Raw genomic sequence first — 22,615 nt, 5'->3', positions numbered from 1 at the left:
ACTTAGCGCTTCAGTTTGGCGAGCGGCGAATCCGGCGGATACGTCGGCGTGATCGGCTTCGGTGCGCCGAGCATCACGCACATCAGCGCGTCTTCCTCGCCGATGTTCACTTCGGTGCGATACACGCCCGGCGGCACCGAAATCAGGTCGCGCTCGCCGACGATCGTTTCCCACGTCTCGCCGTCCTTTTCGCAGATCACCATCATCTTTCCGCGGATCACGAAGAAGATCTCTTCGACATCCATGTGGATATGGCTCGGGCCGATGTTGCCGGCGGGGATGACCATCGTCGAGAAGGTGAAGCCGCCGGCCGGGACCGTGTTGACGTCCTTAGCCACGCCCGTGCCGCCCGTGCCGACGTAGCGCATCTGCGCGCGGCGGTACTTCGGGTCGTAGTCGGCCTGAAACTTCAGCGCGTCCCAGTCATACTTGCGGGTTTCGAGCCGCGCGACGCGCGTGTCCATCCACTGCGCGAAACTCGCGTCCACCGGCTGGTCCCACGACTTGCGTTCGATATCTGCATCCGCCATCGATTTCTCCTAGTCAGCTATACACAATCAATCAATTCATGACGAAGCCGCCGTTCACCGGCAGCAACTGTCCGGTGACGAAGCGCGCCGCGTCGGACAACAGGAACAGCACGGGGCCGTTCACGTCGTCGGGAACTTGCGCGCGGTTCAGTGCGCGGCCTTTCAGGTAATACTCGTGGCGCTCGGCCGGTACGTAGGCGGTCGCCTCGACTTCGGTCAGGCCCGGCGCGATCGCGTTGACCGTCACGCCGTGCGCGCCAAATTCGCGTGCGAGCGAACGCGTCATCGCGATCACCGCGCCCTTGCTCGCGACATACGCAAGCAGCTTGGGCGCGCCCCACATCGCCGTATCCGATGCAATGTTCACGATCGCGCCGCGCTTCGAGTCGCGCAGATGCGGCAGCGCTGCCGTGCTCGCGAGCCAGGTGCCGCGCACGTTGACGTTCATCACGGCGTCCCACGTCGCGGTCGAGAGTTCGTCGGCGGACATGCCGCCCGAGTTCGTGATCGCCGCGTTGTTGATGAGGCCATCGAGGCCGCCGAGCTTCTCTACGCTCATCGCGATGCACGCATCGACGCTCGCCGGATCGGTGAGATCGAGCGGGACGAAGTGCGCGACGCGGCCCGCGTCGCTCAGCGATTGGGCGAGCGCCCGGCCTTCGGCTTCGAGCACATCACCGAACGCGACGTGCGCGCCGCTTTCAGCGAGCGCCGTGACGAACGCCGCGCCGAGTCCGCGCGCACCGCCCGTCACGAGCACGCGCCGGCCTTCGAGCGCGTCACGCATGAGCCTGCTCCGCGCGGTACGCTTCGAGCGCCGCGAGATGCTGCTGGCCGCGCTGCTTGAACATGCGCCGCACGCGCGTCATGCCGACGTCGTGCTGATAAAGGAACTCGTGATCGCGCGCGTTCGGCGCCATGCTTTCCAACACGTAGCGGTCTTGTTCGAGCACCGCCCAGTGCAGCCCTTCCAGACGATTGCGATACAGGAAGCGCCACGCGTCGCGCTGCCAGCCCGACACCTTGCGCGTGCGCCAGAAATACACGACGCAGTTGTCTTCATCGACAGGCGTAGCGAAGCCGATGATCCCGAAGTTGCCGCCCGGGCCGAACTTCTTCTTGTACGGAATCGCCAAGCGCATCCAGAGACAGCCGGTCTCGCCGAGTTCGACCCAGTCGAAGTTCACGTCGCGCTGGCCGACCTTTTCGAACATCAGGCCCGTATCGGTCTTGCGCACGCGCATGTCGGCCTGCTTGTCGCCTTCGGCCATCGAATGGGAGGTCGCATGCAGATACGCGCCGTGCATCGGGTCCATCACGTTGTCGATTGCGTACTGGTAATTGCACTTCCAGTGCGACATGCAGAGGAAGCTCGCGTATTCGTCGCCCACGAGCTCTTCCGGCAGCACGAGCGGCGCCGGTTCCTTGTTCGCTTCGTCGCCGAACCAAAGGAAGATCGCGCCCGCGTGTTCCTCTACCGGATACGACTTCACGCACTTCTGCCCTTCGAGCGGACACGCCGGCACCGCCGGCACCTTCTGCACGACACCGCCGCCATCCACTTCGATGCCGTGATACCAGCACGCGACGCTGCCGCCGAGATTCCATCCGAGCGACAGGCGCGCGCCGCGATGCGGGCAGCGGTCTTCGAGCGCGTGGACCTTGCCTTCCTGGTCGCGCCAGAGAACGATCTGGTCGCCGAGACGCGTGAGGCCGATCGGCGCGTTCGCAACCTGCCAGCTCGGCGCCACGGGATACCAGTAATTGCGCAGTCCGCGATCGAGATAGGTCTGGACCGGATCGGCTGCGACGTTGCTTGTTTGGGGGGACGTCATGAAGAAACTCCGAAATCTATTCTTTGGATGCCGCCGTCATTCGGCGAGCGTGCGCAGTTCCGTGGCGAGCCGCTCGGCGCTCCACGCGCTGCCCTCGGGCGTGCGAAAGCCGATGCGGTTCAAGCCTTCGACAACCTGTTCGAGTTCCAGCGCGCCGGCTTCGAACACTTGTTCGAGCGCATCGCCGAAGTCGTTTTCGTACTGGGTCGGCTCGGCCTTGCGCGTCTGCCAGATGAAATTCTCGGTTTCACCCGGCTTTTCGATGACGCCCTTGCCGGCGACGTTGTTCGGCTGCGGCGCGAGCCACGGCTTGAGTAACGGATTGAAGTTCACGGCGACCTCTCGCATGTCATTCCACCTTGATCTGGATTTCTTCACCGGCGAGGCGCACTGAATACATCTTCAGGTCGCGGCCGCCGGGCTCTTTCAAGCATTTGCCGGTCGGGATGTGAAACACGGCCTCGTGCAGCGGACATTCGACGGTGTCCCCGTCGATGAAGCCCTGCGTCAGCAGCGCGTACGCATGCGGACAGATGTTCTCGAGCGCGTACACGTCGTCGCCCACTTTGTAGATCCCGACTTCCACGCCGTCTTCGAACTTGAATTCGATCGGAGCGTCTTCCGACAAGTCACCGGCATGTCCGGCGCAGCGCCATTGTTCAGACATCTTTTACCCTTCCTTTGGTTCGACTATGTTCCATCTACGGAACGCTAGTTTATGTATGGGCATTATAGGAGTCGTTTCGCAGGAAAAAAACAGAAACTTGCCCGCTAGGTGAAAACACCGACGCCGCGTCCTGAAAATGTCCAGGCGATAGCCATTGCACAGCGCCGTTGAGGTGCTCTGAGCGTTATCCCGTAAGGTTCTGCTGCATATTGCGCGCCCGCTCTCGCGTCGTTTTTACCGCTCGAACGCCTTTCAAAATTTTATTTTTTCTCGCGTTCTATCTCACTATACTTTCCATAGGCAGCACATCAAACCATATATGGAACAACAAAGACGATGGCTGCCAGGCGCGGATGCAGGCAATCCATGCGAGGAGAAAGGGCACTGGAGCGGCGGGAGAACGTCCCGCCGATGTGAAAGACGGGCTAGGAGAACAAAGGGTGAAGCACATCATCGCAGCCGGGCTGATCGGGGCCGGCATTGCATCGGGCGCATCGGCGCAAAGCAGCGTGACGCTGTATGGCAGTCTGGATGCCGGCGTCGCGTACATCAACAACGCGGGCGGCCACCCGAAGTGGATCCAGGAACAGGGCAACATGCAGCCCGACCGCTGGGGCCTGAGGATCGTCGAGGATCTCGGCGGCGGCTATAAAACGGTCGCGCAACTGGAGAACGGCTTCTACACGAACACCGGCAACTTCGCGAAGGCCGGCACGCTGTGGAACCGGCAGGCGTATGTGGGCTTGAGCCGCGACGACATCGGCACGCTGACCTTCGGCCATCAGACGCCGTTCAGCTTTGACATGCTCGGACCGCTCTCCACCGCCTATCTCGCGGCGAGCTGGTACGCGTTCCATCCCGGCAACATCGACGCGCTCGCGGATACCGGCGTCGTTCCCTACGACAACTCGGCCAAGTTCCGCTCGGCGAGCTTCGGCGGCTTCACGTTCGGCGCGATGATGGGCCTCGGCAACACGACGGACTTCTCGTTCGGCAAGACGCTTGGCTTCGGCGTGACGTATCAGAACGGTCCGTTCAAGGCGGCAGCAACATATTCGGACGAACACAACCGCACGCCCGCAATCGTGACGACCGGCATCACCACGTTCCAGGGCCAGCCCGCCGCGACCTACGTCGCCGACAAGCTTCAGAACATGGGCGCGGGCGCGTCATACGAAATCGGCAACGTGGTCGTGCACGGGCTTTATACGCGCGTGAAGCTGGAATCGAACGGCTTTTCGAGCACGTATCAGACCTACGATGCCGGCGCGACCTACAAGATGATCCCGACGAACTGGATCGCAGGCGGCGCCGCGACGACCACCTTCGACGGCAAGCGCTGGACGCAGTTCGAGATCGGCGACATCTACCTGCTCTCGAAGTCGACACAGCTTTATGTGAACGCGCTTTACGAGCATGGGTCGTCGGGCGCGAAGGGCGCGTTCTTCACGGCGGGGGTGTCGAGCACGGCCAATCAGGTGATCGTGCTCGCGGGTATTCACCACTCGTTCTGAGCGTGAAACCTTGGAAGCTGCTCAGCTCGCCGCTGCCGCATTGCGGCGCGCGAGCGCGGCGGTGGGATCGTTCGCGCCGGGGCGATAGTTGAGGCGCGTCGAGAGTTCGAGCGCCGCGCCGCACACCGTTTCGACGAGCTGGTTTTTTTCATCTTCCGATGAACTGATCTCCGAGCGCGGCACGGTCACGGTGATCGCCGCGACGATCGCGCCCGTGCGATCCCGCACCGGCGCCGTGACCACTGAAATGCCGCGTTCGAACGATGCCTCGCTCAATCCGAAGCCGAGCGCCGCGCATTCGCGCACGCGTTCGTCGAGTTCTTCGACGGTCGCGGGCGTGCGCTCGGTGAACTGTTCGAGCTTGTCTTCGGGATAGAGCTGGCGCAGCGCGTCGAGCGTCAGGTCGCCCATCAGAACGTGCCCGTGAACTGTCGCGTGTGCGGGCAACCGCGTGCCGACGTGCACCTTCACCGAGCTGAACATTGGCTCGTGACTTTGCGATTTCGCGACGAACACGACGTCGCGCTGATCGCGGATCAAGAGATGCGTCGTCAGGCCGGTCGCGGCGCGCAGCCGTTCGAGGACGGGCGTCGCGAAATCGGTGAGTTCGAGCGAACTCATGTATTCGAAGCCGAGCCGCAGCACCGCGACGCCGAGCCGGAAATTGCGGTCGCCGTTCACGCGCTCGAGAAAACCCAGCACTTCGAGGGTTTGCAGCAGTCGGAAAGTCGTCGTGCGCGGAATGCCGATGCGCTTCGAAAGCTCCGGCGCGCCCAGCACCGGTTCTCGCGCCGAGAATTCAGCGAGGATGCGCAAGCCGCGCTCGAGCCCCGGCACAAGGTAGGTCGATGAGGATGCGCTGGCGTCGTCGTCGGATGCTTCGATTCCTTCTTGCGGCTTGTCTTGCTTTGGCATGTCCGGTTGTCGCTTTTGATCGATTACGCGAATCATAGCGCGACGCAAGGACGACTTTTCTTCAAACTTACTGACCGGAATGCGCAAAGGCTTGTAACGTCTGACGCATCCCGTCACATGACATCAGTCCGATGAATGCCGGCATTGTCGGCCATTGCGGCGTCGCCTGCCGTTTCTGGCGGACAATTCGCGACATTGGCGGCGCATGCAGCCTGGCAGCTAAATCTGGCACGACTTGTGCAACCGCCCCTACCGACCCTTTCGGACGAACGGCGGAGCATAGAGCTGATGACCCTCACCCGGTGCGACGAACCCCCCGCCCGCTGCGCGCCTGATGAAGCCGCACCGCACGCAGCGCTCTGCCAGCGCGTGCTCGCGGGACTGCGCTCGGGCGAGTTCCGCATGGCGTATCAGGGCATCTACAGCGTCGAGAGTGGCGATCTTGCGCGGCTCGAAGCGCTGATCCGCTGGCAGCATCCGGAGTACGGCTTGCTGCTGCCGGGCGCCTTCGCCGATACCTTGGACGACCCCGACGTCGCCGCCGAACTAACCGCTTTCGTCATCGATACCGTGTGCCGCGAGCTTGCGCAGTGGCAGCATGAAGGCGGCGCGGTGCGGCCGGTCGCGATCAACGTGCCGCCATCGGTCGCCGCGACACCAGGTTTCGGGCAGCGTCTGCAGGACGTCTGCCGCGTGTATGGCATCGAGCCGCGCTGCCTCGAAATCGAACTCTCGGAAGGACAGGATCTGGCGCGCTTCCCCGATCTTCCGAAGGTCGTGAAGCTCTTGCGCATGCATGGCGTCGGCGTCGCGATGGATGACTTCGGCACCGGCTACGCGTGCCTCGCCGCGCTCTGCCCGACTGGTTTCTCGACCGTGAAGGTCGCCAAGGAATTGCTCTCCGCCGTGCCGGCATGCCCGAACTCGTGCGCGGTGGTATCGGCGGTAGTCGCGCTGATGACGCAGCTTTGCATGACGGTGGTCGTCGAAGGCGTCGAGACGGCGGCGCAGGCGCAATGGCTCGCGCAGTGGCCGCAATTGCTTGCGCAGGGGTTCTTTCTCGCGCGGCCGTCGTTCGGGATCGATTCGGTGCCGGGCGCGCGCACGCTTGCGCTCGACGACGCGCACCACATGCGCGCGGCATGATGCGTGCGTGACCCTTTCCGTACCTTCTGGCGACCCCTCGCATGCCAGAAAGTTGCCGGCGTCCTTCAGGGCGCCCGTATTTTTTTGGCAGCAGTGTCTCCCGCGTCAAGGTAGATCGACACGCGAACCACGAAGCTCGCCAACACGGCGAGCGCACCGATCATTTCAAGCAGGGCTGACATGATTTCCTCCCGCTTCAGGAACCCATTGATTAGCGATGCAACCATTGCGGCGCGTACGTGCGCACGAAGAACGCGATCGTGATGCAGAACGTCACGAGCAACGTACCCGTGCGCACGATGTTGGCCGGAGCGCGTCGCCCGAGCAGCGCGCCGCCGTACCCGCCCACGGCTGCCGAGATCAGCATCACCATCGTCTCGGGCCAATGCACCGCGTGCGCGACGATGAACGTGACGACCGCCACTGCATTCGCCGCGCTCACGAGCAGAGTGCGAGGCGCGTTCAGGCTCTTGAGATCGCGTGAGTCGAGCAGCCCCCACATCGCGATCATCATGATGCCCACCGCGCCGCCAAAATATCCACCATACACGCCGAGCGCAAACTGGATCGCCAGCACGGCCGGCGCGCGAATATGCCAGTGGGCGCGCAGCACTTCGCCTATTCTGCGCCCGAAAGCGAGCGCGAGACTCGCCAGCAGCAGAAGCCACGGCAACACAAAAGAGAAAGCGGCCGACGAGGTCCAAAGCAGCAACGTCGCGCCGACGAATCCGCCGATGAGAGTCACGACGAGCAACGCGCGCATCGTCACCGAACCAACCGGTCCGAGCCCTTCCCGATAAGCCCACGCGCTCGCGATGCCGCCCGGAAACAGCGCGACCGTGCTCGAAGCATTCGCCTGAACCGGTGGCACGCCGGCCGCGATCAGCGCGGGCAGGCTGACGAACGAGCCGCCGCCGGCCAGCGCGTTCATCGCGCCGGCCAGGAGTCCTGCCGCGAAAACCATCATGAGGGAATGCATGAAAGCGATGCTAGCCACGATGCCGCGCGCCCGCAATCTGGCAATTCCAATGCTAGACTTCGGCCAAACCGAAACCACGGACACGTTATGCGTTTCGATCTCACCGACCTGCGGCTTTTCCTGAGCGTGGTGGAGCACGGCAGCCTCACGCAGGGCGCGCGAGCGATGCATCTTGCGCTGGCTTCCGTGAGCGAGCGCATCGCGGGGATGGAAGCGGCGCTCGGCGCGCCTTTGCTCGAACGCAATCGCCGTGGCGTGCGCGCGACGGCGGCGGGACTCGCGCTCGTGCGGCATGCGCGTTCGATCCTCGGCCAGGTCGAACAGATGCGTGGCGAGTTGCGTACTTACGCAACAGGTCTCAAAGGGCGCATCAGGTTGCTCTCGAATTCAGCCGCACTGGCTTCTTTTCTTCCTCCGCAACTCAACCGCTTCCTGGCCGCTTACCCGGATCTTTCGATCGACCTGGAAGAACGGCCGAGCATGGAGATCGTCCAGGCGCTCGCGGAGGGACGAGCTGATCTAGGCATCGTCGCCGATATCGCGGACCTCGCCAACTTGCAGACCCACTTGATCGCGCAGGATCAGCTTGTCGTGGTCGCAAGCGAATCGCATCGTGTCGCCAAGCTTGCGTCAGTGGCGTTCGCGGAGATTCTCGACGAACCCTTTGTCGGACTGTCCGACGCGGCGCTCGAAGCGCATCTTGCCGAACGCGCATCGCGCCTCGGTCGGCAGATTCACTATCGCATCCAGATGCGCAGCATCGAACACGTCGCGACGATGATCGAGACGTGCATCGGTATCGCGGTCGTTTCCGAGGCCTCGACGGATACGCTGCGGCGTCCGGGCCTTGTCATCGTGCCACTGTCGGAACCTTGGGCCGCGCGGCGTCTGCATCTTTGCGCGCGCGATTTTTCCGCGCTGACCCCTCATGCGGATTTGCTCGCGCAGCAGCTATTGCAAGCCTGAAAAGGTTTGCGCTTATTTTCCATACCATAAGCTATTTGCTTAAGGCCAGTTTCCTGTGTCACACGAATGCTTACTATGTGAAAGACAAGAAGTACACGATTCACCTCGTACCCATTTTGATGACTAAAGCAGGGTCGCCGAAATCCGCACTCGCTTGGCAGCGATACGACATCTATGCGCTATCGCCGTCGTATGAGGACTATGACGCGCTGCGCCAGTTGCTCAAACAACGCGGCGCAATCGACTATTCGCCGACGCTGAACTTCACTGACGACACTGTGTGCGTTTGAGGCATTGATCAACGCGCCAAAGCATTTCCTCCGGTCCGCTTAGAATGAACGCGCTCGTTCGCCGCTTTGCCAAAACAGCGAAGCGGCTTCGAGACATGGCGTTCGAAAATGATAAGGATAAGGAGGAACAATGCAGGCAAGACGCAAACTCCTGACGCTCGCAGCATGCGCCAGCTTCATCGCACTGACATGCCCCGTCGCATACGCGGACGACAAGCCCGCCCAGACAATCACGCTGGAAGGCCTCTCCCAACCGACGGACATTCTGATCGACCGCTGGGGCGTACCGCACATCTTCGCTTCGAACGAAAGCGATGCCTTCTTCGTACAGGGCTTCAACGCCGCACGCGACCGGTTGTTCCAGATCGACCTCTGGCGACGCCGCGGCCTCGGCCAGTTGGCGGAAGTCTTTGGCCCCGCGTACGTCGAGCAGGACAAGGCCGCGCGCCTCTTTCTCTATCGCGGTGACATGACGGCGGAATGGAAGCGCTATGGTCCGGACGCGAAGCCGGTGGCTACGCGCTTTGCAGCGGGCGTCAACGCATACATCGACTGGCTCGCGGTGCATCCCGAGCACATGCCCTACGAGTTCGGCAAGGTCGGATACTGGCCGGCGAAGTGGTCCGCCGACGATGTCGTGCGCATTCGCAGCCACGGCCTCACGCGCAATCTCACAAGCGAAGTCGCGCGCGCCAAGGTCGCGTGCAAGAGTTCGCTCGATGCCGATTCGGTCCGCTTCGGCCTGCAACCCGCATGGAAACCGCACATGCCCGAGGGCCTCGATCCGTGCCTTCCTGACGACGTCCTTAAGGTCTTTACGCTCGCGACCCAGAACGTGCGCGTGACGCATGAGTCGCTCAAGAGCGCCGATGCATCGGCCAGCATGATCGCCGCCGCCGACAACCCCGAAGAAGTGACCGAAGGCAGCAACAACTGGGTGATCGCGCCGGACAAATCAGCGACAGGCCGCGCGATCATGGCGAACGATCCGCATCGCGCGTATGCAGCGCCCAGCCTGCGCTATATCCAGCAGATCAGCACGCCGACGCTCGACCTGATCGGCGGCGGCGAACCGTCGGCGCCGGGCGTATCGATCGGGCATAACGGGCAGATCGCGTTCGGTCTCACGATCTTCAATATCGATCAGGAAGATCTGTATGTGTACGACCTGAATCCCGCGAATCCGCAACAGTATCGATACAACGGCCGTTGGGAACCAATGCGTATCGTGCGCGAAACGATCGCCGTCCGCGGGGGTGCGCCCGTCATCGCCGATCTCGCATTCACGCGACATGGTCCAGTGATCTATAACGAGGATGGCAAGCATCGAGCGTTCGCCGTTCGCACCGCCTGGCTAGCGCCGGGCATGTCACCGTACTTCGATTCCGTGCGCTACATGCGTGCCAAGAATTTCGCGCAGTTCAAGAGCGCGCTATCGACATGGGGCGCGCCGACGGTTAACCAGGTCTACGCGGACACGCATGGCGACATCGGCTGGGTGCCGAGCGGCCTCGCGCCCAGGCGCCCGAACTGGGACGGCCTCTTGCCCGTGCCCGGCGACGGACGTTATGAATGGGCCGGCTTCTGGCCGCGCGACGACATGCCCTCCGCCTACGATCCGCGCGACGGCTACTTCACAACGTCCAACGAGATGAACCTGCCGCCGGGCTATCCGTATGCCGAACGCAAGCTCGGCTTCGAATGGACCAACGGCTCGCGCCATCAACGCATCGACGAAGTGCTCAAGGCCTTGCCGAAGGTATCGATCGAAGATTCAGAGCGGCTGCAAAACGACATCGAATCGATTCCGGCAAGGCGTCTTACCGCGCTCCTCGCGCCGCTCGCGAGCGACGATCCCGACACGCGTGCCGCCCTCGCGATGCTCAAGGGCTGGGATGCGCAAATGCGCGCCGACTCCGCGCAGGCCGCGCTCGAAGAAGTGTGGCTTGCGCGCCATCTCGGCCGCAGCTTCAAGGATGCGGTCTTGCCGAAGCCCGCGGCGGCTTCCTTCGGCGCACCCGATACCGCCGTCATGCTCGACTCGCTCGAACAGCCGCAAGAGCGTTTCGGCGATAACCCGGATGCAAAGCGCGATGCGGTCCTGCTCGCGAGCCTGCGCGACGCGTATCGCGAGATGGTGCGCCTGCAGGGCGCGGACGCGAGCGCGTGGCAATGGGGTAAGTTGCAAACAAACCTCAACGCGCATCCATTCGCGGACCTCGTCGACGCCGACATGCACGCGAAGCTCAACGTCGGACCCACTGGCAAGGGCGGCAGCGCCTACACGCCGAATCAATCGACGTATCGTGCAAGCGACTTCCGGCAGACGAACGGGCCATCGTTTCGCGTCGTGGTCGATGTCGGCAACTGGGACAACTCTCGCGCGGTGAACCTGCCGGGCGAATCGGGAGACCCGGACAGTCCGCACTACCGCGACCTCGCGTCGATGTGGTTGAAGGGCGAGTACTTCCCGTTGCTCTATTCGCGCGCAGCAGTTGAGGCAGCCACTGAATCGCGTATTCATCTCGTGCCCGGTACACAAACGAAATGATCGTTGCGAACCAGGAATTGAATCCGTAAGGTGAGCAACGACTCACGTCGATTCGATACCTGGTTTCGCCGGCATCATCAAAGCAAATCCGCATTTCATCGATGTCGCATGATTGCCCAAAGACAGTCAATGACAGCGGTCATTGCACGACCGAACCTATACTCGGGGCGTTGGCTCGCTCAAAGATTTTCCTGAAGCAAATGTCCACGAGCATGACCGCGCGTGCACGATCCGCCGTGCATGCAATGGCTCGAATCCCAGCATCACGAAGAAAGTTCCTTGCGTTGCTGTTGAACGGGCCAGGAAGCGCAGCGCTTGTCGCATGCGGCGGCGAGAGCCTCGATCAAGACGCTATCGCAGGCACCGGTTCTCCCGGTAAAACGCGACAAGGGAAATCGTTTCGCCCCCGAAGCTCTTCTATGGCGTCAACGGTCACATGGCGTGGGGCGAAGGCATCTACTGGATGTTGCCGCCCGCCTGGCAACTCGCGTTGCTTGAGGACCTCGGCGTCACCAACTACCGCTGCGACGTCGCCGATCACGGCATGGCCGCATATCTTGCCGCAGCGTTGACGGGACCATTCACTGACAGTGGCATCTCGATCCTTCCTGTCATCAATCCACGCTCCGCTCACTGGGACCCCTACGGTTCAGAAGCCGACGGCTATTTGCTCGGCTATCGCCTGGCCTCGCGCATCACGAAGCCGCTTCAAGGCGTGGTGACACACATCGAATGCGGCAACGAACTCGCCACGATCGGACTCAAGATCGCAGGCGACGGCAGCCTGACGTCCGACTGGAACCCCGCTCGGTGGCAATCGTTTCGCGGCGTAATTCACGGCATGATCGCAGGCGTGAAGGCAGTCGCTCCGACGATCAGGTGCGGCGTCAACGTCGGCATTCCGATGGCTTATCGCGCGCTGCAAATGCCATGGACGGGCGTATCGCCCGATGGCACCGCGGAGGGCCGGTCTGGCGCGGGACAGGTGCGCTGGGACTTCACCACGTATCACTGGTACAAGAGCTCGGGCAACATTCAATGCGGCGGACGCAGCCACGCTTGCGTCGACATCCTGCAAATCCTCAAGGACTCGTTCAACGTCCCGATCTGGCTGACGGAATTCGGTTGGTCCGGCAGCATGGACACGCCGCAATCGGCCGCTGACTACGTATCGGCGGCGCTCGCACAGTATTGGTCGATCAGGGAGAAGTACAACATCGAATCAGTGATGCTGTACTCCGCGAACGATGCGAGCTACGGCCTAATTCAGTCCGACGGCATCACGAAGAATCCCGCGTATGGCGCGTACAAAGACTTCATCGCGGCGAAACCGGTTTGATTTGAAGCCCTGTTATTTAAAGTAAAGAATACCGCTTCTTAAAAATTGTTAAGCAAATTCTCATTTAATTGAAATTGTGTATTTTTTACCTTTTTTAAAAACTTTAGCAAAGTCCTCTCAAAACAATCAAGTAATAGATACCTGATAAATTTCTCTTGTGCGCAAACGTTTCCCTGATCTTCTCTCCACACGAGTAATTTTCTATTCATACGATATTAACTGACATCAATTCACCTATTTCTATTTGTTAGCAATTGTTACGGTGACAGGTAAAAAATAGGAACTTATAGTCGGTCACGTAAGTTCCTTGAAACCAAATTACCTGATCATCATGTCCAAGAAATCAAAGATCGAGCAAACGTTACCGATCGCATCCGTCCTTCCTGACGCAGCCATCTCGCGCCGGAACTTTCTCTCGCTGATGATGGCAGGCGCAGGCAGCGCAGCGCTTGCCGCTTGCGGCGGCGGAAGCGAAACTTCTGCAGTCGAGGCTGCGGCCAAGACCACCGACCTCGCCGCAACCCAAAAAGCGGCAACCGCGACCCAGAGCCTCTTCTACGGCATGAACGGCCACATGGCATGGGGCACGGGCATCTACAAGACGATGACGCCCGCTCAACAGCTCGCGATCCTCAAGGACCTCGGCGTCACCAACTACCGCTGCGACGTGGCCGACGCTGGCATGTCGACCTACCTCGCTACCGCGCTGAAGGGTCCGTTCGCCGGTAGCGGTGTCGCAATCCTTCCGGTGATCAACCCGCGCTCGGCTCGCTGGGACCCGAACAGCACGGAAGCAGCCGCCTACACGCTCGGCTACGACCTCGCGGTGCGCATCACCAAGCCGCTCGTGGGTCTCGTCAAGTACATCGAATGCGGCAACGAACTCGACACCATCGGCCTAAAGATCGGCGGCGACGGCAGTCAGACTACCGACTGGAATCCGGCGCAGTGGCCGTCGTTCCGTGGCGTGATCCGCGGCATGATCGACGGCGTCAAGGCGGTCGATCCGACAATCAACTGCGGCGTCAACGTCGGCATTCCGATGGCGTATCGCGCGCTGCAGATGCTCTGGACAGGCGTAACGCCGGATGGCACCGCTCAGGGCGTTGGCGGCGCGGCGCTCGTGCGCTGGGACTTCACGACGTATCACTGGTACAAGAGCTCGGGCAAGATCGAATGCGCTGGACGCAACAACATGTGCGTCAACATTCTCCAAGTGCTCAAGGACTCGTTCAATGTACCGATCTGGCTCACGGAATTCGGCTGGTCCGGCAGCAACGACACCGCGCAGTCCGCCTCGGACTACATGACGTATGCGCTCACCTCGTACAAGTCGATCAAGGACAAGTACAACATCCAGTCGGTCATGATGTACTGCGTGATCGACGCGAACTACGGCCTGATCCAGCCCGACGGCGCCACTAAAAACCTTTCGTACACCACGTTCAAGAACTTCGTCGCAGCCAACCCAGTTTGACCGCATGCGTTGGGGTTCAGTCGATTCCCCGCGAGTTGTAGCCGCACATCCCGATGCAATCTCGGATCGTTCGCGCGCTCAACCCTGCGTTGTTACTCCTGCTATCCTCGAAACTCCGCTCCATCGACGACGGTCATGACACGCGTAAATGACCGAAGCGTCGCGGCGCCAACCATCGCGCGTCTAATCGAGAATTCGATCCATGCCTCGTCCGGCCGCCTCACGAGGGGTGCTGATAGCGGCCATACTCGGCTCGAGCATGGCATTCATCGACGGCACGATCGTCAACGTCGCACTGCCCTCACTTCAGGCCAGCCTGCATGCGACGGCGAGCAATCTGCAATGGGTCGTGGAAACGTATGCGCTTACGCTTGCCTCGCTGCTGCTCCTTGGCGGATCGCTCGGCGATCTCTATGGACGACGCAGGCTTTTCCTGGCCGGCGTGCTGATCTTCGCGATGGCGTCTGCCTGGTGCGGCCTGGCGGGAACGATACAGATGCTCGTTGCGGCACGCGCCGTGCAAGGCATCGGAGCAGCGCTGCTCGTGCCGGGCAGTCTCTCGCTGATCAGCGCCTCGTTCCCTGAAGACAAGCGCGGACAAGCCATCGGCACATGGTCCGCATTCACGGCCATCACCACTGCGTTCGGTCCCGTGCTCGGAGGCTGGATGGTTGAGCACGTCTCTTGGCGCGCGGTCTTCTTCATCAACGTGCCGATTGCGGCGGTCGCCGCATGGATTACGCTGTCGAGCGTTCCTGAAAGCCGCAACGAGTCGATGCCGCGCAAGCTCGATTGGCCGGGCTCGGTGCTCGCGTGCCTGGGGCTCGGTTGCGTCACGTTCGCGCTGATCGAGGCATCGCGAGGCGGCGCCGTGATCGCGACCACCGCTGCGTGCGGCGTGCTCGCGCTCGTTGCGTTCGTCGTCGTCGAGACGCGTTCCGCTGCGCCGATGGTGCCGCTATCGCTCTTTCGCTCGCGAACCTTTAGCGGTGCAAACCTGATCACGCTGTTTCTCTATGCGGCGTTAGGCGGCACGATGTATTTTCTGCCGCTCAATCTGATTCAGGCACAGCATTACACGGCTACCGAAGCAGGCGGCGCGCTTTTGCCGCTCATTCTGCTCATCTTCGCGCTCTCTCGCTGGTCGGGCGGACTCATCGCGATTCATGGCGCGCGGCTTCCGCTCGTGATCGGACCAGTCATAGTCGCGGCGGGATTCGCGTGGCTCGCGTGGTCCACGAAGAGCGGCTCATACTGGTCCACGATCTTTCCACCGATGATCGTGCTGGGCCTCGGCATGGCGATCTGCGTCGCGCCGCTCACGACAGCCGTCATGAACGCGGTATCGATCGACGATTCCGGCGTGGCCTCCGGTGTCAACAACGCTGTCTCGCGCATTGCGGGGCTGCTTGCGATTGCGGTGTTCGGCCTGGTGCTTGCGTTGCGTTTCGATACGGTCCTCGAGCACAGGCTCGATGCGCTTGCGCTGCCTGCGCTCGCGCGCCATGCCGTGGAGGAGCAACGCCCTTTGCTCGCCGCGATCAGCAGCGATGATCCGCGCGTGCTTGGCGCGGTGCGAGATGCCTTTGTCGATGGATATCGACTGGTGCTGTTTATCTCTGCAGTATTGGCTCTGGCAAGTGCGGTCTGCGCGCAGTTGCTCTTGCAAGGGAAGAAGCCTGCGGGTTAGGCGATGCAGTACGATGCATGCACTAATGGTCACCGGACGAAACATCATGCGTGCAACGATCAGAATAATCATCGCGGCTTGCGCATTTGCAGCCACGCACCACGCAGCAGCGCATCCCGTCACGACATATCGCGGCATTTGCGATGCCTCGGCCGGCATCGACCTCGGCACAGGCCACTTCATTGTCGCCGACGACGAGCACAACGCGTTGCTGATCTACCAATACGGCACGCCGGCACATGTGGGCATGGTCGATCTGTCGAAGTATCTTGCCGCACCGGACGGCAAGAAGAAGAACAAGGAATCGGACCTCGAAGGCGCGGCGAGAATCGGCAACCGGATCTACTGGATCGCATCGCATGGACGCGACCGGCACGGCAATGTCGAACCGGCGCGCTACCGCCTGTTCGCTACGCGCATCGATCGTACGGAAGGGGTACCTGGCGTTGTTCCCATCGCAGCCAAGCCTTATACGAATCTTCTTACCGCACTCGCTGCGGATCCGCGCTTCGACGTGTTGACGCGTGCGTCGAAGCTGGCGCCTGAAGCGCCCGGCGGCTTGAACATCGAAGGCCTCGCGGATAGTGAAGACGGCGCCTTGCTGATCGGATTCAGAAATCCCTTGCCGAACAAGCAAGCGCTTGTGCTCAAGCTGCGCAACCCGGGTGATGTGGTTGAACGCGGCGCCGCCCCCGTGTTCGATGACCTCGTGCGCTTCGATCTTTCGGGCCGAGGCATTCGGAGCCTCGAGCGCATCGGACATCAATACGTGATCGTAGCGGGACCTCACAATGATGGCGACGGCAAATCCATTGCGTCGCGTTTTGCGCTATACAAGTGGAGCGGCTCACCTACCGACGCGCCAAAATTCTGGACCGACGTCGAGCCATCTGACTTCCACGCCGAGGCGATCTTCGAGATGCAGGGAAGACATCAACTCTATCTTCTGAGCGATGACGGCGGCGAACGTGCCGATCATGTCGATTGCGGCAAGAAGCCGTTCCCTTCCGATGCCAAAACCTTCAGAGGCATGGCGTTCGACTATCCGTAAAGCTATTTGTGGGGTAGACCACATATCGACGGCATTCGTCAAAGCGCAAGCAATACGACGTGCGAAGCGACATCTTCTTAAGCACGGTCGTTTGATCGAATGACTAACTTAAGCACTCCAAGCGGCGGCAACTCTTCCCTTTAGCGCATCAGTGCGTCTTTCTTATTTTCCGATACGGCGCATTCATATCGATGTCATTCATCTTAGCAACTTCGCTAAGCGAAGCAATCGATGGGTAATGACCCTTAGCCGTTACCTCGACGTAACATAAACGTTTGCGCTTGGCCGAAAGACAGGACATCCTTGTACCTGGCTGACAATTCGATCAATGATCTGGGCGAGGGATAAGACATGTGGCGTCGCGTCTGTTTGCGGTTAATCGTGATAAGCGGTTTTCTCTATCTCGCCGGTTGCGGTGGTGGAGGCAGTAGCAATTCCAACACCTCCGGTGGCACGGCCGCCCCCGCTACAGGTGCAAGCGACGGAGCAGCGTCTGCGCCCGGTGGCGCGAGCGCCCCGGCGGGTGCAAGCGGCGGCTCCGTCAGCACGCCCGCACCCACGCTCGCAGCGGCAACGCCCGTGATCGACGGCACGCCACTCGGCACGGCTCATTGGAGTGCAGGCGCGACGACGTCGGGTGGATTGGGCCAGGCTGTCGGCGGCCTCAACTGCACGCTGACGGGCAGCGCCTATACGTACTCGCATTTGTCCATCTATCAGGACGGCCAGCTGCTCGCGCTGCCGGCTAACGTGGGCGCCATCGCGCCGACGCTGGCTGTACAAACTGGTTGCGTCTATCCCGTCCACACGCTCGATTCATCGGGCAAGATCCGCATGGATGCGAGCACCAGTACGCAGTACACGCTCGGCCAGTTCTTTGCCGTATGGGGTCAACCGCTTACATCAACGAACGTCGCCGGCGTGGCGGGGACGCAGGTCACCGCATACGTCACTAGTGGCGGCGTACTCACGCAATACACGGGTGACCTCTCGAGTCTCGTCCTGCCGCCGCATGGTGAAGTGACCATCATGATCGGCACGCCGCTCACACAGATCCCCACGTACACGTGGACCGATCCGCCGCCCTTCGACAACAACCGTCACGCGCTCACTTTCGGTACTACGATCGGCACGTCGTTCTGGCCGAACGGCAGCACAGCGACAGGCGGCACGGGCCAGCCCATCGGCGACGTGATCTGCGCGGCCGGCATGGTCGAGTCCTATCACGTGCATGCGCATCTCGCGATCTTCAAGGACGGCCAATGGCTTGCGCTGCCTGCAAACATTGGCATTACACCGCGATGCAACTACGAGACGCACACGCACGATAGCACCGGCGTCATTCACATCGAGACGCCCAACCTCAAGGCCTTCACGCTTGGCAAGTTCTTTGCCCTCTGGGGAGAGCCGCTGACGAGCACGAACGTCGCGGGTGTGATGGGTCCAGTGGTCGCCTATATCAACGACAACGGCGACGTGCGTCGCTGGATGGGCCCGTTGACCGACATCGAGTTGACGTCGCATCGCTCGGTAACGCTGCAGGTGGGCACGACGCCGATCAGCACGCTCGCCACCTACAACTGGGACGAGCCGAAGTAGTGGCCGCTGGATGATGGCGCTTCAAGCGGCGAATGTCGCCTGAAGCGCTTTAGTGACACTCAACTCCCGAGCACGACGAAGATCATCCCGAGCGGCGCCTTGGATCCGTTAGGCACCGGTGCGCGCAGCGGAAAACCGTACGTGCCGCGCACGTTCACGTAACGCCCCGCCTGAAACCGGAAGCCCGCACCAACGCTCACGAGCGAACCGTTGGTCGGCTCGGCCGGCTGATCGATGCGGCTCCAGACATGCCCCGCATCGACGAAGACGAACGGCTGCAGGCCGATGCCACTCGAACCGAAGATCCACGCAGGCACGCGCAGTTCCGTCTGCACATTCCAGCCGCGATCGCCCTGCACGACATACGGTTCATAGCCGCGCACACTACTGTCTCCACCGAGGCCGAGTTCTTCGCTAGGCAGCAATGTATCGGGCGTCCATTGGAGAGTGCCGCGCGCAGAGACCGAGAAACCGGCTCCGAACGTCACGTCGCGTTGCCCCGACAACTGCAGGTAGGCATAGCGCGGCGTCGCGCCGTGGCGGGCCGCATCGAATGCAGCGTCCTGATTGTCACCGTCGAGACGTCCTGGACTCAGCACGACCATGGCGTTCGCGCGCCCCTGTCCGCGCGCATCCGTCCTGCTGATTTCGTAGTTGACGACGAACTGATGAATGTGCGTATTCGAATTGAAGACCTGGAAGCCGCCGAACTCGAGGTCGTTGTTCGAGCGCTTGAAGTCGTAGCCGAACTGCACTTGCTGCTGCCACGTCCCTAGCGGGGCGAGCCGCCAGTCGTAACGAAAACTGAGCTGCGCGGAGATGCCTGTTTGACCGTAACTATCGGGAAGGCGCGGTGTGCTCTGCGCATAGACGCCGAACAGTTCGATGCGGTCCAGCCACGGCAAGGGCGCGCTATAACTCATCGCATGCGCAACGAAGCGCGGACGATTCTCTCGTCCTTCGATGTCGGGATTGCCGCTGAAGAAATCGTTGCTGACCGTTACCTGATACGCGATCTGCTGATCCAGTCCGAACAGGTTGCCGTAGTCGATACCCGCAAAAAAGCGGTCGCGGCCGAGTTGCGGCACGCCGGCGTTATCGTAGCCGGCGGTTACGCGCAGCGGAAAGCGGTCCTGCGTTTGCAGCACGACGTCCGTCGTATTCTCTTCGGTGCCGGGCGCATAGACCACGTCCACCGTTCGATACGGATTCGCATTGAGCAGCGCGAGACCCGACGAGACATCGGCTTCGCGGATCGGATCGCCCTTGGTGAGCGGCATCTCGCGCATGAGCAGATCGCTCGAAAAATAGCGATTGCCACGCGGCACGACGGCACCGAGCCGATAGTTCGCGACGACAATACGCACGACGCCATCGGTTACGTCCTGCTCGGGCGCGTAGACGTCGACGAGCGGCAAACCCGCATCGCGATAGCGTTGCACGACGCTCTTGCGAATTTCTGCGAGCCGTCCAAGCGTAAGCGGCTTGCCGAGATCCGCAACGAAGCCTGCGAGAAACGCATCGTCGAGAAGCGGGAGGTCTTTTGCAACGATGCCGCCTTTCGGACGCTCTTCAGCTTGCGTGCCGGGCGCTTCGAATATCAGGCCGCGCAATGCTTCGATGGCCACCTGCTGCGAATCGCTGACGGGCTCCGGCGGCACCGGCGGTGCGACGGGACGTGCGGGCGCAGGCGGTGGCACGGGGTTCACATCGCGATAGGACTGCGCATGCGCGGCAGTCGCGACGAGCATCGACACAGGCGCGACGAGCGCGCAAAGCAGGCGCAGCGAGCGCGATGAAGCCACCATTGCGGGGCTCAATTCGCGAGTTGCCGGCGGGACATTGGAAGTGGGGCCTGCGCCGTTAGCGGCATGTGGCCCGACGCGGGGATATCGAGATCGAGTGACGATGTTATGAACCGGCTATCTGTGGTCACCACGCCGTTCCTCCGGATGAGCCTGTTAGTGATTGGAGCTGTGGATGCGCGCCGGTTGCCTTTCATGTTGCTAAAGCGCTCTTTACTTTAGCAGACGATTATTGAATTGATACTTTGATCCCGCATTTTCGGTCAAAGCGGCCTGCAGAGTTGGCTATGGAGAACGGGAAGAAGAATTGCCTGGCGCCGGCGCACAATGGCATCGAACCAGCCCTCATGCGGCGCTGCCGCGCAGGAGACAAACATGTCTGCGCCCGCTCACTGGACATGCCCAACATGTGCAATCGACGTCACGACCCCCTTCTGCCCGCAATGCGGCGAAAGTCCGCTGCGTCCGCCCGATCTTACGCTGCGCGGCATCGCAGCCAAGGTGCTGCACGCGGCAACGAGCATCGACGGGCGGCTGCTGCGCACGATGTGGTGTCTGCTTCGTCACCCGGGTCAGTCGACGGTCGCGCATCTCAAGGGGCAGCGCATGCCGTACGTCGCTCCATTCCAGCTCTTTCTCATCGCCAACGCGTTCTTCTTCGCGATGCAATCGCTGACCGATACGCAGATCTTCGGGTCGACGATGGAGTCGCATCTCAATCATCAGGACTGGAGTCCGCTTGCGAGGACGCTCGTCGCTGAACGAGCCGCCCGGCTTCACACCGATCTTGTGCAGTACACGCCCGAGTTCAATCGCGCTGCGGTGCTCAATGCGAAGTCGCTCATCATCCTAATGGTCGTGCCGTTCGCGCTGCTGCTCTCACTGACGTTTGCTTTTGTGCGCAAGCAGAAACGCAAACCGTTCGTCTCGTACGTGTACTTCTCACTGCATCTCTATGCGTTTTTGCTGCTGCTCTTTTCGCTGGCGTTGGTAATAGCGGCGATCGATGTCCATGCAGGAGGCGCAGGCCTCGCATCGCCCGCGGTCGACAAGGTGCTTTCGCTCATTAATCTCAGTGTCTGCGGGGTGTACACGTATCTTGCGCTGGGACCCGTGTTCAATTCGCACGGCCTCGCGCGCTTCGTCAGGGCTGCCGCGTTGACGATCGGCGCGGGGCTCATTGTCCTCGGCTACCGCTTCGTTATCTTTTTGATCACGCTATATCTGACATGATCAGAACAAAATACCGAATAAAAGTAATGCGGTCACATATTCCGATACTTAAGCAGCTTCTTCAGCCAACATGGCCGGCAACAGCCGCGCAAACTCTCGCTTGACTAACCCATAACACTCACAGGCACGCCCTTCAAGCCCGGACCGGTCGACGATACGGATGGAACCGCGCGTCTGATACACGATTCCAGCCGATTGCAAGCGCCCCGCCGCTTCAGTCACCGCCTCGCGACGCACGCCCAGGAGATCTGCGATCCGCTGTTGCGTGATCACGAGCTTGTCCGTGCCAGTCGCATCCATCGCCTCTAGAAGCCAGCGCGAGAACTGGTTGCTCACCGAATGATGCCGATTGCAGGCAGCCGTCTGCGCAATCTTCGTAAACAACGCATGCGCATACAGCATGATCAGGCGACGCATTGCCTCCGATCGGTCGAAATGCTGGCGCAGGGCAGCCGCGTCTACGCGATACGCCGATCCCGAACACTGGACCTCGACGTTCGACGGCATCGCGTCCCCGTTCATCAGCACGTTGGCGCCGGTGGTTCCCTCGCGTCCGATCGAAGCCACTTCGACGGAGCGTCCGTCTTCCATCGTGTGCAGCAGGGAAACGACCGCCGTGATCGGAAAATAGATGTGGCGCACGCGCGCGCCCGCATCACAAAGCACTTGCGACGACTCGAGCCGGACGAGTTCGAGGTCAGGGGCGATCGCCTTCCACTCTTGCGTGGGAAGGCCGCTCAGCAGATGGTTGCCGTGTAGATCGGATTGCAGCGTCAGCATAGTCATATCTCCTGGAATCGCGCACATGAGGCGCAGCCGGGTCGGTTAGAGCGAAATCGGGAGCGCGCCTCTCGAAAGAAGCGGGCTCGCAAAGGAGGGAGGCGTCAACGGGTAAACACCTAAGTCGAGGTAGCAATTACCTCGCCCGTACCAGCAAAGGCTTTGACGCAGAAAGGGCAGAAAATGCCCCAATAACGGGAATTAGCGGATTTACGCCGCGCGCAACCGTTTGCGCGGACCAGAATGCG

The 22,615-nt window shown here is 61.3% G+C and carries 20 protein-coding genes; 11 read left to right on the top strand and 9 right to left on the bottom strand.

What is annotated here, in order from left to right; all coding sequences use genetic code 11:
* Nucleotides 1-2: 2 nt before the first annotated feature.
* Genes AWB67_RS14405 through AWB67_RS14385 form a run of 5 tightly spaced genes read right to left on the bottom strand, consistent with a single transcriptional unit; the run spans nucleotide 3 to nucleotide 3,032 of the window.
* A complete protein-coding gene (locus tag AWB67_RS14405) occupies nucleotides 3-530 on the bottom strand; it encodes a cupin domain-containing protein (protein ID WP_087656926.1) in 528 nt (175 codons plus the stop codon).
* Between the two features lie 31 nt (nucleotides 531-561).
* Complete coding sequence (locus AWB67_RS14400; protein ID WP_087656925.1) at nucleotides 562-1,317, bottom strand: SDR family oxidoreductase; 756 nt, start codon at nucleotides 1,315-1,317, stop codon at nucleotides 562-564.
* The gene (locus AWB67_RS14395; RefSeq protein WP_087656924.1) at nucleotides 1,310-2,365 is read right to left on the bottom strand and encodes an aromatic ring-hydroxylating dioxygenase subunit alpha; all 1,056 of its coding nucleotides are present in this window, start codon (nucleotides 2,363-2,365) and stop codon (nucleotides 1,310-1,312) included. Before AWB67_RS14395 ends, AWB67_RS14400 begins: the two co-directional genes overlap by 8 nt.
* Nucleotides 2,366-2,401: 36 nt before the next feature.
* Nucleotides 2,402-2,713, bottom strand: coding sequence for a recombinase-like helix-turn-helix domain-containing protein (locus AWB67_RS14390; RefSeq protein WP_087656923.1), 312 nt, complete (start codon nucleotides 2,711-2,713; stop codon nucleotides 2,402-2,404).
* 1 nt (nucleotide 2,714) lies between these two features.
* Nucleotides 2,715-3,032, bottom strand: coding sequence for a non-heme iron oxygenase ferredoxin subunit (locus AWB67_RS14385; protein WP_087656922.1), 318 nt, complete (start codon nucleotides 3,030-3,032; stop codon nucleotides 2,715-2,717).
* Nucleotides 3,033-3,472: 440 nt separating this feature from the next.
* Between AWB67_RS14385 and AWB67_RS14380 the strand changes: the two genes are divergently transcribed.
* Nucleotides 3,473-4,546, top strand: coding sequence for a porin (locus AWB67_RS14380; protein WP_087656921.1), 1,074 nt, complete (start codon nucleotides 3,473-3,475; stop codon nucleotides 4,544-4,546).
* Between the two features lie 21 nt (nucleotides 4,547-4,567).
* On the opposite strand, the gene AWB67_RS14375 is transcribed toward AWB67_RS14380, so the two are convergent.
* The gene (locus AWB67_RS14375) at nucleotides 4,568-5,461 is read right to left on the bottom strand and encodes an IclR family transcriptional regulator (protein WP_087656977.1); all 894 of its coding nucleotides are present in this window, start codon (nucleotides 5,459-5,461) and stop codon (nucleotides 4,568-4,570) included.
* A gap of 288 nt (nucleotides 5,462-5,749) precedes the next feature.
* On the opposite strand from AWB67_RS14375, the gene AWB67_RS14370 reads away from it, so the two are divergent.
* Nucleotides 5,750-6,607 (top strand): EAL domain-containing protein, encoded by an 858-nt coding sequence (locus tag AWB67_RS14370; RefSeq protein WP_087656920.1) that lies wholly within the window; start codon nucleotides 5,750-5,752, stop codon nucleotides 6,605-6,607.
* Nucleotides 6,608-6,818: 211 nt separating this feature from the next.
* On the opposite strand, the gene AWB67_RS14365 is transcribed toward AWB67_RS14370, so the two are convergent.
* Nucleotides 6,819-7,586 (bottom strand): sulfite exporter TauE/SafE family protein, encoded by a 768-nt coding sequence (locus tag AWB67_RS14365; RefSeq protein WP_087656976.1) that lies wholly within the window; start codon nucleotides 7,584-7,586, stop codon nucleotides 6,819-6,821.
* Nucleotides 7,587-7,673: 87 nt separating this feature from the next.
* Here AWB67_RS14365 and AWB67_RS14360 point away from each other — a divergent pair, with 87 nt between their 5' ends.
* The 8 genes from AWB67_RS14360 to AWB67_RS14325 all read left to right on the top strand — a co-directional run bounded on the left by AWB67_RS14360 (nucleotide 7,674) and on the right by AWB67_RS14325 (nucleotide 18,549).
* Nucleotides 7,674-8,552 (top strand): LysR family transcriptional regulator, encoded by an 879-nt coding sequence (locus AWB67_RS14360; protein ID WP_087656919.1) that lies wholly within the window; start codon nucleotides 7,674-7,676, stop codon nucleotides 8,550-8,552.
* A 77-nt stretch (nucleotides 8,553-8,629) separates the two neighbouring features.
* Nucleotides 8,630-8,842, top strand: a complete 213-nt coding sequence (locus tag AWB67_RS14355; protein WP_087656918.1) for a hypothetical protein — start codon at nucleotides 8,630-8,632, stop codon at nucleotides 8,840-8,842.
* A gap of 130 nt (nucleotides 8,843-8,972) precedes the next feature.
* Nucleotides 8,973-11,393, top strand: a complete 2,421-nt coding sequence (locus AWB67_RS14350) for a penicillin acylase family protein (protein WP_087656917.1) — start codon at nucleotides 8,973-8,975, stop codon at nucleotides 11,391-11,393.
* A 436-nt stretch (nucleotides 11,394-11,829) separates the two neighbouring features.
* The gene (locus AWB67_RS14345) at nucleotides 11,830-12,732 is read left to right on the top strand and encodes a glycosyl hydrolase (RefSeq protein ID WP_087656916.1); all 903 of its coding nucleotides are present in this window, start codon (nucleotides 11,830-11,832) and stop codon (nucleotides 12,730-12,732) included.
* A gap of 331 nt (nucleotides 12,733-13,063) precedes the next feature.
* Nucleotides 13,064-14,209 (top strand): glycosyl hydrolase, encoded by a 1,146-nt coding sequence (locus AWB67_RS14340; protein ID WP_235025160.1) that lies wholly within the window; start codon nucleotides 13,064-13,066, stop codon nucleotides 14,207-14,209.
* Between the two features lie 202 nt (nucleotides 14,210-14,411).
* Nucleotides 14,412-15,899 carry an MFS transporter gene (locus AWB67_RS14335; RefSeq protein WP_087656914.1) on the top strand — a complete coding sequence of 496 codons (1,488 nt, stop codon included), beginning with the start codon at nucleotides 14,412-14,414 and terminating at the stop codon, nucleotides 15,897-15,899.
* A complete protein-coding gene (locus tag AWB67_RS14330) occupies nucleotides 15,802-16,950 on the top strand; it encodes a DUF3616 domain-containing protein (RefSeq protein ID WP_159964845.1) in 1,149 nt (382 codons plus the stop codon). Before AWB67_RS14335 ends, AWB67_RS14330 begins: the two co-directional genes overlap by 98 nt.
* A gap of 351 nt (nucleotides 16,951-17,301) precedes the next feature.
* A complete protein-coding gene (locus AWB67_RS14325) occupies nucleotides 17,302-18,549 on the top strand; it encodes a hypothetical protein (protein WP_200822232.1) in 1,248 nt (415 codons plus the stop codon).
* A 59-nt stretch (nucleotides 18,550-18,608) separates the two neighbouring features.
* Here the strand turns inward: AWB67_RS14325 and AWB67_RS14320 are convergent, their stop codons facing one another.
* Nucleotides 18,609-20,357: a ShlB/FhaC/HecB family hemolysin secretion/activation protein gene (locus AWB67_RS14320; RefSeq protein WP_087656912.1), complete on the bottom strand. Its 1,749-nt coding sequence runs from the start codon at nucleotides 20,355-20,357 to the stop codon at nucleotides 18,609-18,611.
* A gap of 372 nt (nucleotides 20,358-20,729) precedes the next feature.
* Here AWB67_RS14320 and AWB67_RS14315 point away from each other — a divergent pair, with 372 nt between their 5' ends.
* Nucleotides 20,730-21,587 carry a DUF3667 domain-containing protein gene (locus AWB67_RS14315; protein WP_087656911.1) on the top strand — a complete coding sequence of 286 codons (858 nt, stop codon included), beginning with the start codon at nucleotides 20,730-20,732 and terminating at the stop codon, nucleotides 21,585-21,587.
* A 48-nt stretch (nucleotides 21,588-21,635) separates the two neighbouring features.
* On the opposite strand, the gene AWB67_RS14310 is transcribed toward AWB67_RS14315, so the two are convergent.
* Nucleotides 21,636-22,367 (bottom strand): Crp/Fnr family transcriptional regulator, encoded by a 732-nt coding sequence (locus AWB67_RS14310; RefSeq protein ID WP_087656910.1) that lies wholly within the window; start codon nucleotides 22,365-22,367, stop codon nucleotides 21,636-21,638.
* Nucleotides 22,368-22,615: the final 248 nt, after the last annotated feature.

The organism is Caballeronia terrestris, from assembly GCF_001544515.1.
Lineage (GTDB): Bacteria > Pseudomonadota > Gammaproteobacteria > Burkholderiales > Burkholderiaceae > Caballeronia > Caballeronia terrestris.
The sequence above is the reverse complement of the archived record's forward strand: the minus strand, read 5'-3'. Positions and strand labels throughout refer to the sequence as shown.

What these genes read in the sequence shown, in the direction of transcription:
- AWB67_RS14395 (WP_087656924.1), bottom strand. Translation starts at nt 2,365, where the DNA reads ATGACGTCCCCCCAAACAAGCAACGTCGCAGCCGATCCGGTCCAGACC.
- AWB67_RS14350 (WP_087656917.1), top strand. Translation starts at nt 8,973, where the DNA reads ATGCAGGCAAGACGCAAACTCCTGACGCTCGCAGCATGCGCCAGCTTC.
- AWB67_RS14360 (WP_087656919.1), top strand. Translation starts at nt 7,674, where the DNA reads ATGCGTTTCGATCTCACCGACCTGCGGCTTTTCCTGAGCGTGGTGGAG.
- AWB67_RS14320 (WP_087656912.1), bottom strand. Translation starts at nt 20,357, where the DNA reads ATGGTGGCTTCATCGCGCTCGCTGCGCCTGCTTTGCGCGCTCGTCGCG.
- AWB67_RS14390 (WP_087656923.1), bottom strand. Translation starts at nt 2,713, where the DNA reads ATGCGAGAGGTCGCCGTGAACTTCAATCCGTTACTCAAGCCGTGGCTC.
- AWB67_RS14365 (WP_087656976.1), bottom strand. Translation starts at nt 7,586, where the DNA reads ATGCATTCCCTCATGATGGTTTTCGCGGCAGGACTCCTGGCCGGCGCG.
- AWB67_RS14340 (WP_235025160.1), top strand. Translation starts at nt 13,064, where the DNA reads ATGTCCAAGAAATCAAAGATCGAGCAAACGTTACCGATCGCATCCGTC.
- AWB67_RS14405 (WP_087656926.1), bottom strand. Translation starts at nt 530, where the DNA reads ATGGCGGATGCAGATATCGAACGCAAGTCGTGGGACCAGCCGGTGGAC.
- AWB67_RS14400 (WP_087656925.1), bottom strand. Translation starts at nt 1,317, where the DNA reads ATGCGTGACGCGCTCGAAGGCCGGCGCGTGCTCGTGACGGGCGGTGCG.
- AWB67_RS14315 (WP_087656911.1), top strand. Translation starts at nt 20,730, where the DNA reads ATGTCTGCGCCCGCTCACTGGACATGCCCAACATGTGCAATCGACGTC.
- AWB67_RS14385 (WP_087656922.1), bottom strand. Translation starts at nt 3,032, where the DNA reads ATGTCTGAACAATGGCGCTGCGCCGGACATGCCGGTGACTTGTCGGAA.
- AWB67_RS14330 (WP_159964845.1), top strand. Translation starts at nt 15,802, where the DNA reads ATGGATATCGACTGGTGCTGTTTATCTCTGCAGTATTGGCTCTGGCAA.
- AWB67_RS14325 (WP_200822232.1), top strand. Translation starts at nt 17,302, where the DNA reads ATGTGGCGTCGCGTCTGTTTGCGGTTAATCGTGATAAGCGGTTTTCTC.
- AWB67_RS14345 (WP_087656916.1), top strand. Translation starts at nt 11,830, where the DNA reads ATGGCGTGGGGCGAAGGCATCTACTGGATGTTGCCGCCCGCCTGGCAA.
- AWB67_RS14310 (WP_087656910.1), bottom strand. Translation starts at nt 22,367, where the DNA reads ATGCTGACGCTGCAATCCGATCTACACGGCAACCATCTGCTGAGCGGC.
- AWB67_RS14335 (WP_087656914.1), top strand. Translation starts at nt 14,412, where the DNA reads ATGCCTCGTCCGGCCGCCTCACGAGGGGTGCTGATAGCGGCCATACTC.
- AWB67_RS14370 (WP_087656920.1), top strand. Translation starts at nt 5,750, where the DNA reads ATGACCCTCACCCGGTGCGACGAACCCCCCGCCCGCTGCGCGCCTGAT.
- AWB67_RS14375 (WP_087656977.1), bottom strand. Translation starts at nt 5,461, where the DNA reads ATGCCAAAGCAAGACAAGCCGCAAGAAGGAATCGAAGCATCCGACGAC.